Raw genomic sequence first — 12,694 nt, 5'->3', positions numbered from 1 at the left:
AGGGCAAGATCGAGCGCTGGCACCAGACCCTGAAGAACCGCATCCTGCTCGAGAATTACTACCTGCCGGAGGATCTCGAACGGCAGGTCGCAGCCTTCGTCGAGCATTACAACCAGGCCCGCTATCATGAGAGCCTCGGCAACCTGACGCCCGCCGACGTCTACTGTGGCCGCGGGCAAGCCATCCTCACCGAACGCGAAAGGATTAAGCGCCAGACCATCCAGACAAGACGCTTGCAGCACCACCTGCAAGCCGCATAGCCTTAAACCCAGATGAGCCAGAGCCTCCGTTCCTGAGGCCCGAAATCAGTCTCAAATCATCTGACGACGGACACGTTTTTCAGGCGAACGCTGATCGCTTTTATCAGCGCGTGATCCTGGCAGCGCTCGATCAGCTCCCAATGCGCGGCACGCTCATCGTGGCTGAGGCGAAAACCATCGATCAGTTCCTGGATCGCTGCGCTGCTCAGGTCGATAACCACACCGCCAACGAAGCCGCAAAGGCATTCGCCCTTACATTCGACGGTATGTTTGAGCGCCAACTTAACCGTTGGGCGAGTGGGCATGGTGTGAAGGCAAAAGGCTGGGAGGAGCTACTCAAGGGCTGTGCGGGGATCGCCTCTCTCGATCTTGTGGCGACCGGAATGGCCGATGACCTCAATGAACTACATCTGGTGGCGAATGTGGTCCGTCACGGAGATGGCCGGTCATGTGACGAGTTGAAAGCTCGCGCACCAAGGCTTTGGGACAACCCGTCTCTCGACTATTATGATCTGGCGCCCGGCCCAGTGCCGGTGAGCGATGAACTTCGGATTCGGCTGGACGATTTGCGGCGTTACGCGCGTGCGGTCACTCGATTTTGGGGTCATGTGGACCCGCTTCCGGGCGCTGTGCTCGATCCGCCATACTGACATCGGCTTGCGTCGATTGCATGCTCACGTCTTCCGAGATCTCCTGCCGGAGCTTCGGCCCTTTGGCGAGCCGCCGGCCGAGCGCGGTGACAAATTGTTCATAGCGTTCGCCGGCCTTGGCACGGGCCGCCCGCGCGGCCGGTTCCGGCAAGGCTGGCGTGGTCGCGACCCAGAATTTGATAAACACCGCAAGACTTTCAACCGCGATGCCGACATCGCGTTCCAGCCGCGTCATGCGGCGATCCAACTGGTCGAGCCGTTTGGTGATGACTGCCTCCTGACGCTCGGCCGCATCCGGCGAGAGGAAGGATTCGATCGCCGCTTCCGCGATCAAGGAACGGGAATGATCGCGCCGGGCGGCGTGCTCCGCCAGGCGGTTCATGACAGCGGGATCGAGATAGACGGAAAGGCGCTGTTTGCGAGGTGGTTTCGTCATTGGCGCCTCACAGGTCCATGCCGTCGCCGGGGTCGAGCGATACCTGCCGCGCCACGCCCTGCATGAGCTGGTTGATCCGGCTGTTGCGCACGACATCGTCCTCGGCGTCGTCGCGGTCAGCATCGATCTCAAATGGATTGTCGATCGGCACCTTATTCTCGACCGGCTTCACTCGGTTGAGTTCGGGCTGCTGGCGGCGTTCGGATTCGGTCGGATCGTCATCGCCGGTTTGTGCGGTCTGGCTGACGACTGCGATCTGCGGACGCGGCGGCAATGGCAGCGTGGTCCAGTCATCGGGCCGCGTCTGCTTCGGCGCTGCGAGCGCGGGCGGTGGCAGGATGCGCTCCTTGAACCGCGCATCCTCGTAATAGCGCGCTTTCTTCGCCCGGATCGGGGGCGTGCCCGCGACCATGACGATCTCGTCGGTGGAGGCAAGCTGCATGACCTCGCCGGGCGTCAGCAGCGGCCGGGCTGTTTCCGAACGCGACACCATCAGATGGCCGAGCCAGGGCGACAGGCGGTGACCGGCATAGTTCTTCATGGCCTTCATCTCGGTCGCGGTGCCGAGTGCGTCCGAGACCCGCTTTGCGGTGCGCTCGTCGTTCGTGGCGAAGCTGACACGTACATGGCAGTTGTCGAGGATCGAATTGTTGGCGCCGTAAGCCTTTTCGATCTGGTTCAGCGATTGCGCGATCAGGAAGCTCTTGAGGCCATAGCCCGCCATGAAGGCCAGCGCGCTCTCGAAGAAATCCAACCGCCCCAGCGCCGGAAACTCGTCGAGCATGAGCAGGAGACGGTGGCGCCCCGCCTTCGCCTGCAGATCCTCGGTCAGGCGGCGGCCGACCTGATTGAGGATCAGACGGATCAGTGGCTTGGTGCGATTGATGTCGGAGGGCGGCACGACCAGGTAGAGCGTCGTCGGCCGTTTGTCGCCCACGATGTCCGTGATCCGCCAATCGCAGCGCCGCGTTACCTCCGCCACCACCGGGTCACGATAAAGACCAAGGAACGACATGGCGGTCGAGAGGACGCCCGAGCGTTCATTGTCGGACTTGTTCAGCAGCTCGCGCGCTGCGCTGGCGATGACCGGGTGCGGCCCGGCCTCGCCGAGATGGGCGGTCTTCATCATCGCGGCGAGCGTGGATTCGATCGGCCGCTTCGGATCTGAGAGGAAGGCGGCAACGCCGGCCAGCGTCTTGTCTTTCTCGGCGTAGAGGACATGGAGGATCGCGCCGACCAACAGGGCGTGGCTGGTCTTTTCCCAGTGGTTCCGCTTTTCGAGGCTCCCTTCGGGATCGACCAGGATGTCGGCGATGTTCTGGACGTCACGGACTTCCCATTCACCGCGGCGCACCTCGAGCAGAGGATTGTAGGCCGACGATTTCGCATTGGTCGGGTCGAACAGCAGCACGCGGCCATGTTTCGCGCGGAAGCCGGCGGTGAGCTGCCAGTTCTCGCCCTTGATGTCGTGGACGATTGAACTGCCCGGCCAGGTCAACAGCGAGGGCACGACAAGGCCGACGCCCTTGCCGGATCGTGTCGGCGCGAAGCACAGCACATGCTCCGGCCCGTCATGGCGCAGATAGCCGCGATCGTAGCGCCCGAGCACGACGCCATCGGGACCGAGAAGACCCGCGCCTTTCACTTCCTCCGTCTCGGCCCAGCGCGCCGAACCATAGGTTTCGACCTTCTTGGCTTCCCGCGCCCGCCAGACCGACATGCCGATGGCGACGGCAATCGAGAGGAAGCCGCCGGACGCGGCGATGAAGGCGCCCTCGATGAAGATCGACGGCGCATAGGCGTCAAAGCCATACCACCACCAGAAGAAGGCGGGTGGCAGGTAGAAGGAAAAGCCGAGCAGTGTGAACCACGGCGCCCCCAGCTCGGGCTGGAAGGCGAGCCGCCAGGCTACCCATTCCGTCGCGGCCCAGGTCGTGACGAGGACGATGGCGAAGACGGTGAGGATCTGGCCCCAGAGGATTTTCGTAGCCGACATTACGGCGGTCCTTTTCGAGAGAGGTTAGAGGCCGAGCCCCCGCTTGCGGCCGAAGCTCCAGTCGATGCCGCCGTCGTCGCGGGCGACGCCGGAGACATGCTTGCCGAGCTGCTTTTCGAGGGAGGGCGACCAGGGCACGAGCTGGAAGCCGAGGCCGTCGTCCAGCATGGCAAAGCGGCCGGAGGCGAGTGCCAAACGCTGGCGGTAGGTGCCGGCAACATACTCGCCGCTTCCCGCGCGATTGAACGGCTGGCCTGTTTCGGCGGAGAGTTTTTCGCCGGCCGCTTCCAGCTCGCGACGGCGCAGCGTGTCGATCAGCCCGCGATTGAAGGTGACACGCTGGCCGTGTCGCTCGCCGAAGCCCTGTCCGACCAGATGATCCGCGCGTCGATCCAGCGCCTGCCGTACCTCGGCGCCGAAGCCGGCCTCGGACAGGGCGGCAGGTTCGCGCGCGATGTTCTGCCGATCGAGCCAGGTCGCGCCTGTCGCCGTGATCTGCCGGTCGATGTCGAGGTCGGAGCGGACGGCGATCACGACGCGGCGCTGTCCTTGCGCGTCGTCGAACTTGCGCAGTTCGACGATCGAGCCCGGCGCGCTGTCGCCGGCGGCATCGAGGTCCGACAGCTTGATGTGATGGGTGCGGCCATCAACGCCATCGACCACGGCGTAGGCGGAGCCCTTCAGCTCGTCATCAAGACCGCGATCGACCAATCGGCCGATCACGGGCGCATCGAGGCTTTCGGCCGCGAGCACATAGCCCGCCGAGCCGCGTTCGATGCCGCGATCCGTCAAAGCCCGGTGCATGCGTTTGATGATGTCGCCGCGCTCGCCGAGTTCACGCAGAGTCGCCTCGGCCTTTGCGTCGATCATCCACTGGCCAGGGCCGACCTGATCGGCAAGGCCAAGCGTTTCCAGTTTGCGAAGACGCCCGACCTTCAAGGCGTGATATTCGTCGGGCTGGGCGTTCGGATCGATCGCCATGTCGATGGCGCCGGTCTGGCGGCCGTCGCGGACAAGCTGGCGGTCGAGCTGTGTCCATCGTTCTGCCTCGACCTGACGTTCCAGGTTGCGGCGGATGTCGAGATCGGTGCGCAGACCAAGCTCCTGGGTGACGAGATCGGCCGCGCGGGCACGCATCCCTTCCTTGATGTAGTCGCGCGAGATGACGAGATCCTGGCCGTCTTCCGCGCGGCCACGCACGATGATGTGGACGTGCGGATTGTCGGTGTTCCAGTGATCGACACCGGCCCAATCGAGCTTGGTGCAGAGATCCCTTTCCATCTGCCCCATCAGATCGCGGGTGAAGGATTTGAGGTCCGCCATATCGACGGCGTCCTCGGGCGAGACGATGAAGCGGAAATGATGCCGGTCGTCCTGGCACCGCTCGGCGAAGGCCCGGCCATCCACCTCATCGGTCTCCGGCCCGAACAAACGCGCCTTCTCCCCATCACGGGTCACGCCCTCGCGACGTAGATAGTTGAGGTGGGCGGCGAGCGGCGCGGCGCGAGCGGTGTGGCGAACCACCCGCGTCTTGATGACGACGATGCGCGAGCGTCCCGTCAGCAGGCGGTTGGCGCGCACGCTCGCCGTGCGCCCGCGCCCAAATGTCGAGCGGTTGCCGGGGCTGATCTTCCCGGCCCGAGAGACGCGGGCGCCGGCCTTCTGCGCCGCCGCGAGGGCCTGTGCGATGAAGGGACGCGCCGCCTGCGCGCGCGTCGAGCGGATGCGGCCTGGCCGGATGCGGAATTCGCTGTCGCCAGTCATGGCCGATGCTCCGCACATCGCGTCAAGCAGCGGAATCTCAAGAGAAATCGGCGTTGCCGCGAGGTGCGCGGAATTCCCGCGCCTCGCGAAATCGCCTCATAACCTATTGAAACAACACGACCGACCGACGCCGCACCTCGCGGCTTTTTATCTCGCCATCGTACGGTTGTGGTGCCTGACTCTACCCCCTGCGCACGCCATGACACGCTGGAGCCTGCTATCGTGCGATTGGGAACCCGGCCGCTCATGGCGCAGTCTTTCCGCCGGAGCGCGGGACGAACAGCCCGTCCGACTGCGGCTCGATGGCGGAAACATCGCGCACGGATGATGTCGGCGTTGCGGCATCGAAAGCGCGCGCGGTCGGCACGGGATCGGCGGCCGGTGCGCGCTCGGGCTGCGCAATGAACAGCGGCGCGCGTGTCCAGGCGAGCGGATCGATCGCCGCGACCACGATCGGGCCGGCTGCGTCGCTGCCGTCCACCGACGGCGCGACCATGGCGACATAGGTGCGCGTTTCCGCCGGCAATGCGCGGCCCTTCAGCGAGTCCTCATAGCGGCCGGGACCGGCATTGTAGGCCGCGATCCAGCCGGGCGATCCGTAGCGGTCAAACAGTTCGCGGATGTAGCCCGCGCCAGCGATGATGTTGTCGTGCGGATCATAGGGATCGGCGCCGAGTCGGTGACGCAGGCGCAAACCCGCCCATGTCGCCGGCATGATCTGCATCAGGCCCATGGCGCCCTTCGGCGAAATGGCACGCGGATCGCCGGCGCTTTCGGCACGCATCACGGCCCTGATCCATGCGATCGGAACGCCGAAGCGCCGCGATGCCTCGGCGATGTAATCGGCATGGGGATCGCGCGGGGACGGACGGGCGATCGGCACACCCTGCGCCATCGTGACCGCCGGCATCACGTTTGCGAGGGTAAGGCCGGAAAGGAGAAGGAGAGCGATGCGCCGGGCAGCGCAGCGCAGCCCGGACGCAGTCGAACGGCTCGTCGGCTGACGAGAGCCAAGCATCGCTCAATCCTTCTCGGCACGATCGCGCGGACGCGACCAGTGCAACGACCAGGCCTTGCCGGCATCGTCGTCACGGAACAGGTTGGCGCGGACCGGGTGCAGGAATGCCGGATCGTCGATCAGCAGCGCGATGTATTCGCCGGCCTTCTCGCCGGTGCGTTTCCAGGCCGCGCCGATCTCCGGGCCTGTTTCGTTGTTCATACCGTCGAAGAGGTGAACGCGATAATCCGGTGCGTTCTCGGCGTCGGACGGTTCCGCCAGGACGATGATGATGTCCTGATCCAGCAAGAGCGTCGCGAGGTGTCCGATGAAGCCGGTCTCGTCGCGCGTGAATTCACCAATCTGGGGCATGACAGTTTCCTTGGCGGTGAGGTTGAAAAAGCCATCGGCGAGCACCGCTCCCGCCGATGGGGGAGCGGTCAGCGCGTAGCGGCGCGCCAGACGTAGCGACCGTCACCGGTCTCATCGGTGTAGAGCGGCGTCGCCTTGCCGATGATCGTGCGCGCGGGGATCGGACCGAAGTAGCGACCGTCCAGGCTATCGAACACGTCCGGGTTCATGAGAAAGATGTTGCCGTCCGTGATGCGGCGGCAGCCTTGCCAGACGGGTAGTTTGCGGCCGCGCCGATCGCGATCGAGCGCATCGCCGAGCGGCATGGCATCGACGGTCACGGCGTTGCCCATGCGGCAGACCTGTTGACCGGGAAGCCCCATGACGCGCTTCATCAGCGGCACACCACGGCCGATGTAGCCCCGCTCGACCATCCAGTCGGCGAGCGGCTTGTCCGGCATCACGCCGACAAGATCGCCGACAGCCAGATCACGTGGAGGATCGAGGTCATAGAGGCCAATCGGCACGCTGGCCGATGCGTTCCAGACGAGGCGGAGCGGCGTCGGTATGAACGCGGCGATGGCGACGCCCATCACGGAGAAGTACGTCACCATGACATAGCCGAAGCGGGTCATCGCTCGCACTCCAGCCGCTTCAGCCATGCCTGATGACGCTCGATCGTGTAGGCGCGCGGCTCGTGGCCGGCGCTCATCCGGTTGTGGACGTGCCGCCAGTGATCGGGCGAGACCGTTTCAGGATCGACGCCGAGACGCTCGATGGCGTCGATCGCCTGCAGCACCTGCTCGACTTTGGGCCAGCCTTCGACTTTCAGCAGGATGTCGCCGCCGGGTCGCACAAAGGGCAGCGTCTGATAGCTTTCGTCGGGCGACACGGCGCGCACGATGTCGATGCGCGAGATAATCGTGCCGAAGTCGTTCGAGGCCCAGCGGACGAAGGCGAAGACCGCGCCGGGGCGGAAGGACAGGACGCGCCGCCGGCGATCGAGGATCCGTTCGTGCGTGTGCGTCCCGAAGCGAATCCAGTTCTCGATTTTCTTCTCGACCCAGGTCAGCTCGACATGGGTGAGAGCGTCGTGCGGGAGCACGGCCGGCGATGAGCCGCCGCGCATGTGGAAGGCCGCTATGCCGATCATGGTGTGTCTCCTGATGTTGAGGGAAATTCGCGCGCGAGCAGCTCGCGCAGCATGTCGGCGACGGTGACGCCGCGCTGGAATGCGATGATCTTGATGCGTCCACGCAGCTCCGGCGTGATGTCGATCGTCAGGCGGGCGGTGAAGCCCGACGCATCGGCGATCCGCGCCGACTCGGTTTCGGACGCCTTGATCCAGGCATCCGGACTGGTCGGACGCGATGCGAAACCGCGCCGTTCGGATCGCTCGCTCATGGCGCGATCCTTTCGATCTCGGTGATGAGTGCTGTGATCTCGCGCGCGGCGGGACCGTCATCGTCGATCTCGAAAGCGAGGCGGCCCGATTGCGCGGCGTCGGCATAGATGACGCGCTGGCCGATGGTGTTGCGCAGCACCGGCGGATCGTGATCGGCGAGCGTCTCGGCGGTCTCGCGTGCGATGACGGTGCGTGCGCCGCAGCGATTGAGGACGAAACGGGCGCGCAGCTCCGGCCGGTAGATGCGCGCCTCCGACAGGAGCGTCAGCATCTCGGCGGAGGCCCAGCCGTCGAGCGGCGACGGCTGCACCGGGATCAAGACGAGGTCGGCGGCGAGCAGAGCCGAGCGCATCAGACCGGCGACACGCGGTGGCCCGTCGATCACGACATGATCGACATCACGCGCCAGTTCCGGCGCCTCGCGGTGGAGCGTATCGCGGGCCAGGCCGACGACGCCGAACAGGCGTGGATGGCCTCCACGGCTGCGTTGCTGCGACCAGTCGAGCGCCGAGCCCTGTGGATCCGCGTCGATCAGCGTGACCCGCTTTCCCTTCCCGGCCCATTCGCCGGCGAGATGCAGCGCCAGCGTCGTCTTGCCGACACCGCCCTTCTGGTTGAGGAAGGCCACGATCATCGGCGGCCTCCCGAACGAGGACCGAAGGGAAGCTGCGGAAGGCCGGTGGTCTGGGCTCCCGCTGCGCCGGTGCTGGTGAAAGCGGGGCTGCTTGTGCGCCGTTTTCCGGTGGCGCTGAGCGCGTTTGCCGCCTGCCGAACGAGGTTTTCCACCTCGCGCGCGCGCTCTTCAAAGTTAGATTCTCTGTTAGATTCTAAGTTAGGGGCGCGATTTTCTGTTCTGCTGTCGTGGGTTAGACCCTGTTTCGGTTCCCGTTGGCACGAGGGGGCGGTTCCTGATGGCACGCGCTTTCGGGTTCCCGATGGCACGAAGCCTTTCACAGCTTTTCCACAGGGCGGAGTGCGCTCGAATGCGAGCAAGGTTCTGCCGCCGGCCTCGATCTCCAGAAACAACGTGTAGCCCGGAAGCGGCTGGCGACGGATGATGTCGCGTAGCTCGAACGCGAAGCGTTTGAACGGCGACAGGGCGCCGGATTTCTGGTGAAGGTGGCGGAAATCGAACCGCCAGCCATTGCGCTGGCGCCCGCCGTGCTTGCGCACCAGGCGATAGAGCCAGCGATCAAGGCCGCCGGTGAGATCGAAGTAGGCGCGGTCGATCGTCAGCACGAGCGCGTCGTCGAGAACGGCCTGATAGAACCAGTCAGGCACGATCATCTCGATCCCGTCCGGCTTGCCGCTCCGGTCGGTGCGCTCCTTCCACTCGTTGATCCACGAGAAGCGGTGACGCCGACCCTCAGTGGGCTGGCGGATCGAGGTGCAGACCGTCGTGGATTGCAGGCGGTCGAGCGCGGCTTTCAGGCGCTGATAGTCGCGCAAGGATGTGCCGCGGCCGATGAACTTCAGGATTTCATAGGGCGTGGCGACCATCAGACGCGATGTGCGCAAACCTGCATCACGCGCCTCGACGATCTGGCTCGCCGCCCAGATCAGGATGTCGGCGTCCCATATGGTCGCCATGCCATGATCGGGCACGGCCTCGACGCGGATCGACACGTCGCCGGCACAGAAATCTATCGGCGCGATACGATGGGTCTTGGAGAGGGAGAAAAACGGATAAGCCATGAGATCCTGCGCGTCTCGTGGCGCGAACTCGCCGGGGAGCGCACGGAACAGGTCGAGCTGTCCGCGCTCCGAGAGGGACTGGTGTCGCGCCGCCATTCGGGAAACCGCTCGCGGTCAGCGCGCGTAGCGGCCGGGTTGCGGCGCGGAGGGCAGCGTCTGCCGTTTGGCCGGCAGGACGGCGCCACGCGGATCGGAGGTCGAGGTGACGGCGCCGCGCGCAGCCCAGGCTTCGAGATCGTCGACGGCGTAGACGACGCGGCCGCCGAGCTTCCGGTAGGCCGGGCCGGTGCCGTAGGTGCGGTGCTTTTCGAGTGTGCGGGCCGACAGACTGAGGAATTCGGCGGCTTCCTTGGTGCGCAGGAAGCGCGGCGGCAAAACGGCGAGTTCGGGTCGCATGGATCGGGCCTCCGTGGGGTTCGTGAGGACCGCCGAAGATCATCGGCGGACGAAGGCCACGATGGCGAAGCGAAACCGGCGAGTTGCAGTGCGAAGTTGGGGGGACCCAAATTCCCACACCGCGGCGACGCGGCGGGGATCAGCGGCGATGGCGATGACGAAGAAGTTTGCGATAGCCGCCCGCGATCATCGCACGGGCATCGCGCAGCAAGGACATGACGGCGTGCCGGGTTGAGGACACCTGCCACTCGTCGCGCGTGGTGTTGCCAATGCGGAAGATGACTTGCGCGATTTCAAGTTGGGTCGCGCCATCGCGCGCGCCGTCGAAGGCTTGCAGCATGCGGCGTGCTCGCATCCGTTGCTGACGGGTCAGGCGAGTGTCCGGCGGAATGGCGCGGCCATGCAGTGCCGCGAGCAGGCGACCGATAGCCTCCAGACGATCGAAGCCGGTGATGTCGAGCGGCACGCTGGCGGCCAGCGGAACCTCTCCCGCGGCTGCGTCGGCACGTAGAATTTGGATTTGCTGGAACGGGTCGAGATCATAAAGGCCATGCACGCCTTGCCCGTCGGCAATGGAGTCGACGTCGGAAAGGGGCGAACGCCCTCCCGCCTCCGTTGTCAGGATATCCGGTGCGGTCGCGAGGACAACGACGCTCGTGTCTTTCTCCGGCAGCCAAATGACGGGAGCCTTCGGCGGAGCCTGCAGCGGGTCCACCGGGAAATCGCAACCCCCAGCGCTGTCGGATCATGTCCGTCAGCAGTGTCGGGTCGACATCAGGTTGCATCACCGCCTCGAAGTCCCTGTCATAGGCTTCGTTGCGGCGGAGCCATTCCCAGGCAAGGCTTGATGCGGTCAGCTCTTCGACATGATCGTAGCTTGCCGAGGAGCGCCACTCAGATGCGTCGGGCGTCAAGCTGTCCTCCGTCGTCTTGGTCCAAAGACTTGCGGAGGAGTCAGGTTTCCCGCTCGGGTTGCTTTTCGGAAGACCGCCTTCAGGCAACAGGTGATGCCCTAGCGGCATCACCAAGGTTATGAACGCTGGCTCTCACGAACCAGGTGGCGATAACCTTGCTCGGTCATCCAGCGCGCTCGCGCCAGGTGAGATTCGTGAATATGCCGACATCGCGCGGGATCGGTTTCGGGATCGAGACCGAACAGGACGTGGACAGCCTCGCGCCAGTCCGCGCCATCGCGCGCCGAGTCGAGTAGGCGCAGATAGAGCACCATATGCTCGCGATCGTAGGCCGTGAGCGATGGGCTGATGGGTGGCTCGTCCAGAAACGGCGGCATCGCGGATTCCATAGGGCGACTATATTCGCTCGGAAAGTATTCGTTAACCCTTTACCTGATCGTCTTGTGACGGAGAGCTCCGGATTGTGCTCGCGGCATGATCCAGAGACCGCTAGCGCTTTGCTGGTCGATTGTCCTGATCATGGAGCAGCAGTACCCCTTCACCCTTGTCTGTGGAGAGCAGTACGATGCCGGCTGTTTCGAGTGCCCGGCGAACCTGATCGCGCGTTGACTCGTAGACCTCCAATCCGCTCTCGGATTCAAGGCGCTTGAGTGCGGTCAGCGATGTCCGGGCCTTGTCAGCGAGCGTCTCCTGCGTCCAACCCAGCAACGCGCGTGCGGCCCGTGATTGTCGGGCGGTGATCATGCATGATCACCTCCCACCGACGCGAACGCACTTGCCAGAACTACGACTATAATAGTCGCCCTTGACGTCATGCGCGAGGAAAATTGCTGCCAGGCGGCGTTTTGCCGGCTCGCCTCGGAAAGCGACTGATTCGGTCGCCCGCTGGCTCGACACCAGCGACACGATCGTCGTGCGTCAGTCTGCGGCACCTGTGTTGAAGCGTCGTAGCAAGGTCGTGAAGAGGCGTAGATCCGCCGCACTCCAGCCGGCGAGACGACGGCGAAAGAGCTCGCCTTTGAGCTTTATCGCGGCGCGCATCTGGTCTGAGCCCTGATCTGTAAGGGACAGTATCACTCCGCGCTTGTCGGCCGGATCGGGACGGGACTCGACGAGTCCGGCTTGCTTGAGCTGTCGCACCAGACGGCTGGTCGCGCTTCGGTCCATGGCCAACGCTTCGGCGACATGGCTCGCCTGGGCGGGTCCGAATGCGTGAAGCCACTGGATGACGTGGTAGGCCGCCGGTTGCAGATCAGCGTCAAACGTGGCGGCCATTTCAGTCGTGACCGCACGCGACGCGCTTAGCAGCGCGTTGAGCTGTTCGCCAAGCGACAGCCAGAGCGGGGGCATCTGATTTGTTTCGTGGTCAGCGGAGCGCGCCATGCGGCCGGACTGCCTTTCATTCCTTGGCATTGCAGATATAATGGATATATATCCACTAAATCCGCAAGGTGTCCATGTCCGATCAGCCCGCCCCCATCATCGTCATGACCGGCGCCACGAGCGGGATCGGGCGCCTCGCCGCGGCTGAGATGGCCCGTCGAGGCACGCATCTGGTTTTGATCGCCCGCTCCGAGGCCAACGCCGAAGCCACGCGAACCGCCATCCGGACGATCGCGCCGCAGGCGCAGATCGATATTCACTTTGCGGACCTGGCGCGCCTGGAGACCGTTGCCGCAGTCGGCCGAACGATCGCCACGCGATTGTCCGTCGTCAGATGATTTGAGACTGATTTCGGGCCTCAGGAAGGGAGGCTCTGGCTCATCTGGGTTTAAGGCTATGCGGCTTGCAGGTGGTGCTGCAAGCGTCTTGTCTGGATGGTCTGGCGCT

General features: G+C 64.7%; 19 protein-coding genes. 3 read left to right on the top strand and 16 right to left on the bottom strand.

Annotated elements, in window-relative coordinates:
- Together IED13_RS28130 and IED13_RS28125 are read left to right on the top strand one after the other, a co-directional pair.
- Positions 1 to 260 (top strand): integrase core domain-containing protein (locus IED13_RS28130; protein WP_191124392.1); only part of this gene is annotated, 260 nt, incomplete at its 5' end.
- A 140-nt stretch (positions 261 to 400) separates the two neighbouring features.
- Positions 401 to 910, top strand: coding sequence for a hypothetical protein (locus IED13_RS28125; RefSeq protein ID WP_210163737.1), 510 nt, complete (start codon positions 401 to 403; stop codon positions 908 to 910).
- Here the strand turns inward: IED13_RS28125 and IED13_RS28120 are convergent.
- From IED13_RS28120 to IED13_RS28050, 16 genes are all read right to left on the bottom strand, one after another.
- Positions 849 to 1,346, bottom strand: a complete 498-nt coding sequence (locus IED13_RS28120; protein ID WP_024343506.1) for a ribbon-helix-helix protein, CopG family — start codon at positions 1,344 to 1,346, stop codon at positions 849 to 851. The two genes, IED13_RS28125 and IED13_RS28120, sit on opposite strands and share 62 nt — an antisense overlap.
- A gap of 7 nt (positions 1,347 to 1,353) precedes the next feature.
- The gene (locus tag IED13_RS28115) at positions 1,354 to 3,342 is read right to left on the bottom strand and encodes a conjugal transfer protein TraG (RefSeq protein ID WP_024343507.1); all 1,989 of its coding nucleotides are present in this window, start codon (positions 3,340 to 3,342) and stop codon (positions 1,354 to 1,356) included.
- A gap of 24 nt (positions 3,343 to 3,366) precedes the next feature.
- Entirely contained in the window at positions 3,367 to 5,106 is a 1,740-nt protein-coding gene (locus tag IED13_RS28110) for a relaxase/mobilization nuclease domain-containing protein (protein WP_191126093.1), read from the bottom strand.
- A gap of 244 nt (positions 5,107 to 5,350) precedes the next feature.
- Complete coding sequence (locus IED13_RS28105; protein ID WP_191126092.1) at positions 5,351 to 6,124, bottom strand: lytic transglycosylase domain-containing protein; 774 nt, start codon at positions 6,122 to 6,124, stop codon at positions 5,351 to 5,353.
- 3 nt (positions 6,125 to 6,127) lie between these two features.
- Positions 6,128 to 6,475: a DUF736 domain-containing protein gene (locus IED13_RS28100; RefSeq protein ID WP_024343460.1), complete on the bottom strand. Its 348-nt coding sequence runs from the start codon at positions 6,473 to 6,475 to the stop codon at positions 6,128 to 6,130.
- 68 nt (positions 6,476 to 6,543) lie between these two features.
- Positions 6,544 to 7,089: a S26 family signal peptidase gene (locus IED13_RS28095; protein ID WP_024343461.1), complete on the bottom strand. Its 546-nt coding sequence runs from the start codon at positions 7,087 to 7,089 to the stop codon at positions 6,544 to 6,546.
- Positions 7,086 to 7,607, bottom strand: a complete 522-nt coding sequence (locus IED13_RS28090) for a DUF2840 domain-containing protein (RefSeq protein WP_024343462.1) — start codon at positions 7,605 to 7,607, stop codon at positions 7,086 to 7,088. Before IED13_RS28090 ends, IED13_RS28095 begins: the two co-directional genes overlap by 4 nt.
- Positions 7,604 to 7,858, bottom strand: coding sequence for a hypothetical protein (locus IED13_RS28085; protein WP_024343463.1), 255 nt, complete (start codon positions 7,856 to 7,858; stop codon positions 7,604 to 7,606). Before IED13_RS28085 ends, IED13_RS28090 begins: the two co-directional genes overlap by 4 nt.
- On the bottom strand, positions 7,855 to 8,493 hold the full coding sequence (gene parA / locus IED13_RS28080) for a ParA family partition ATPase (protein WP_024343464.1): 639 nt from the start codon (positions 8,491 to 8,493) through the stop codon (positions 7,855 to 7,857). The genes IED13_RS28085 and parA overlap by 4 nt, the downstream gene beginning before the upstream one ends.
- Complete coding sequence (locus tag IED13_RS28075; protein WP_024343465.1) at positions 8,490 to 9,650, bottom strand: replication initiator protein A; 1,161 nt, start codon at positions 9,648 to 9,650, stop codon at positions 8,490 to 8,492. Before IED13_RS28075 ends, parA begins: the two co-directional genes overlap by 4 nt.
- Before the next feature lie 18 nt (positions 9,651 to 9,668).
- The gene (locus IED13_RS28070; protein ID WP_024343466.1) at positions 9,669 to 9,950 is read right to left on the bottom strand and encodes a helix-turn-helix transcriptional regulator; all 282 of its coding nucleotides are present in this window, start codon (positions 9,948 to 9,950) and stop codon (positions 9,669 to 9,671) included.
- A gap of 139 nt (positions 9,951 to 10,089) precedes the next feature.
- Entirely contained in the window at positions 10,090 to 10,506 is a 417-nt protein-coding gene (locus tag IED13_RS28065) for a DUF2285 domain-containing protein (protein WP_244442342.1), read from the bottom strand.
- A complete protein-coding gene (locus IED13_RS29020) occupies positions 10,490 to 10,972 on the bottom strand; it encodes a transcriptional regulator domain-containing protein (protein ID WP_244442344.1) in 483 nt (160 codons plus the stop codon). The genes IED13_RS28065 and IED13_RS29020 overlap by 17 nt, the downstream gene beginning before the upstream one ends.
- Before the next feature lie 8 nt (positions 10,973 to 10,980).
- Positions 10,981 to 11,253, bottom strand: a complete 273-nt coding sequence (locus tag IED13_RS28060) for a DNA -binding domain-containing protein (protein WP_024343468.1) — start codon at positions 11,251 to 11,253, stop codon at positions 10,981 to 10,983.
- A 100-nt stretch (positions 11,254 to 11,353) separates the two neighbouring features.
- Positions 11,354 to 11,608: a helix-turn-helix domain-containing protein gene (locus IED13_RS28055; RefSeq protein WP_024343469.1), complete on the bottom strand. Its 255-nt coding sequence runs from the start codon at positions 11,606 to 11,608 to the stop codon at positions 11,354 to 11,356.
- A 174-nt stretch (positions 11,609 to 11,782) separates the two neighbouring features.
- Entirely contained in the window at positions 11,783 to 12,247 is a 465-nt protein-coding gene (locus tag IED13_RS28050) for a MarR family winged helix-turn-helix transcriptional regulator (RefSeq protein WP_024343471.1), read from the bottom strand.
- Positions 12,248 to 12,321: 74 nt separating this feature from the next.
- Here IED13_RS28050 and IED13_RS28045 point away from each other — a divergent pair, with 74 nt between their 5' ends.
- Positions 12,322 to 12,585, top strand: coding sequence for an SDR family NAD(P)-dependent oxidoreductase (locus IED13_RS28045; protein ID WP_024343472.1), 264 nt, complete (start codon positions 12,322 to 12,324; stop codon positions 12,583 to 12,585).
- Positions 12,586 to 12,694 lie beyond the last annotated feature (109 nt).

It is taken from the genome of Allobosea spartocytisi (assembly GCF_014764685.1).
Lineage (GTDB): Bacteria > Pseudomonadota > Alphaproteobacteria > Rhizobiales > Beijerinckiaceae > Allobosea > Allobosea spartocytisi.
This window is presented reverse-complemented; position numbering and strand designations above follow the sequence as displayed.

Coding starts and splice junctions, on each gene's coding strand:
- IED13_RS28125 (WP_210163737.1), top strand. CDS start 401: ATGCGCGGCACGCTCATCGTGGCTGAGGCGAAAACCATCGATCAGTTC.
- IED13_RS28120 (WP_024343506.1), bottom strand. CDS start 1,346: ATGACGAAACCACCTCGCAAACAGCGCCTTTCCGTCTATCTCGATCCC.
- IED13_RS28115 (WP_024343507.1), bottom strand. CDS start 3,342: ATGTCGGCTACGAAAATCCTCTGGGGCCAGATCCTCACCGTCTTCGCC.
- IED13_RS28110 (WP_191126093.1), bottom strand. CDS start 5,106: ATGACTGGCGACAGCGAATTCCGCATCCGGCCAGGCCGCATCCGCTCG.
- IED13_RS28105 (WP_191126092.1), bottom strand. CDS start 6,124: ATGCTTGGCTCTCGTCAGCCGACGAGCCGTTCGACTGCGTCCGGGCTG.
- IED13_RS28100 (WP_024343460.1), bottom strand. CDS start 6,475: ATGCCCCAGATTGGTGAATTCACGCGCGACGAGACCGGCTTCATCGGA.
- IED13_RS28095 (WP_024343461.1), bottom strand. CDS start 7,089: ATGACCCGCTTCGGCTATGTCATGGTGACGTACTTCTCCGTGATGGGC.
- IED13_RS28090 (WP_024343462.1), bottom strand. CDS start 7,607: ATGATCGGCATAGCGGCCTTCCACATGCGCGGCGGCTCATCGCCGGCC.
- IED13_RS28085 (WP_024343463.1), bottom strand. CDS start 7,858: ATGAGCGAGCGATCCGAACGGCGCGGTTTCGCATCGCGTCCGACCAGT.
- parA (WP_024343464.1), bottom strand. CDS start 8,493: ATGATCGTGGCCTTCCTCAACCAGAAGGGCGGTGTCGGCAAGACGACG.
- IED13_RS28075 (WP_024343465.1), bottom strand. CDS start 9,650: ATGGCGGCGCGACACCAGTCCCTCTCGGAGCGCGGACAGCTCGACCTG.
- IED13_RS28070 (WP_024343466.1), bottom strand. CDS start 9,950: ATGCGACCCGAACTCGCCGTTTTGCCGCCGCGCTTCCTGCGCACCAAG.
- IED13_RS29020 (WP_244442344.1), bottom strand. CDS start 10,972: ATGCCGCTAGGGCATCACCTGTTGCCTGAAGGCGGTCTTCCGAAAAGC.
- IED13_RS28060 (WP_024343468.1), bottom strand. CDS start 11,253: ATGGAATCCGCGATGCCGCCGTTTCTGGACGAGCCACCCATCAGCCCA.
- IED13_RS28055 (WP_024343469.1), bottom strand. CDS start 11,608: ATGATCACCGCCCGACAATCACGGGCCGCACGCGCGTTGCTGGGTTGG.
- IED13_RS28050 (WP_024343471.1), bottom strand. CDS start 12,247: ATGGCGCGCTCCGCTGACCACGAAACAAATCAGATGCCCCCGCTCTGG.
- IED13_RS28045 (WP_024343472.1), top strand. CDS start 12,322: ATGTCCGATCAGCCCGCCCCCATCATCGTCATGACCGGCGCCACGAGC.